This window comes from Brevundimonas sp., assembly GCF_036659295.1.
In the GTDB taxonomy this organism is placed as follows: Bacteria; Pseudomonadota; Alphaproteobacteria; order Caulobacterales; family Caulobacteraceae; genus Brevundimonas.
Window position 1 is genome coordinate 1 of sequence record NZ_JAVXCU010000179.1, and the last position, 569, is coordinate 569.

General features: G+C 54.3%; 1 protein-coding gene. It reads left to right on the plus strand.

All coding sequences use genetic code 11. The features are described from left to right. Window positions 1-569, plus strand: a 569-nt coding sequence (locus tag RSB01_RS14235; RefSeq protein WP_332625777.1) for a fumarylacetoacetate hydrolase family protein, incomplete at both ends; no start/stop codon positions are given.

The following is a 569-nucleotide window of genomic DNA, read 5'->3' on the forward strand; positions in this document are numbered from 1 at the left end:
CCTGTTACCGTTCCGGTGGTTGGTAGTGATGAACAATTTCCCGTACGCCGCGTTTATTGTGTGGGCCGTAACTATGCCGCTCATGCCCGTGAAATGGGCTTTGATCCGGATCGTGAACCACCGTTCTTCTTCTGTAAACCCGCCGATGCGGTAGTCCCGGTGGCGGCTGGTCAGATCCTTGAACTGCCGTACCCATCGCAGACCGATAACTATCACTATGAGATAGAGCTGGTGGTGGCGATAGGTAAAAAGGGCAGCGATATACCGCTGGAAAAAGCGTACGAATATATCTGGGGCTATGCCACCGGTCTGGATATGACCCGCCGTGACCGGCAGATGGAGATGCGTCAGATGGGGCGTCCATGGGAAATCGGCAAAGCGTTTGATCTCTCCGCGCCCATCGCGCCGTTGCATAAAGCCAGCGAAAGTGTGGATGTTAACCATGCGCCAATCTGGTTGCAGGTCAACGGCGACGATCACCAGCGTAGCGATATTCGCCACCTCATCTGGTCTGTGAATGAAACCATCAGCTATCTGTCAGGCTTTTTCGAACTGCAGCCAGGCGATCT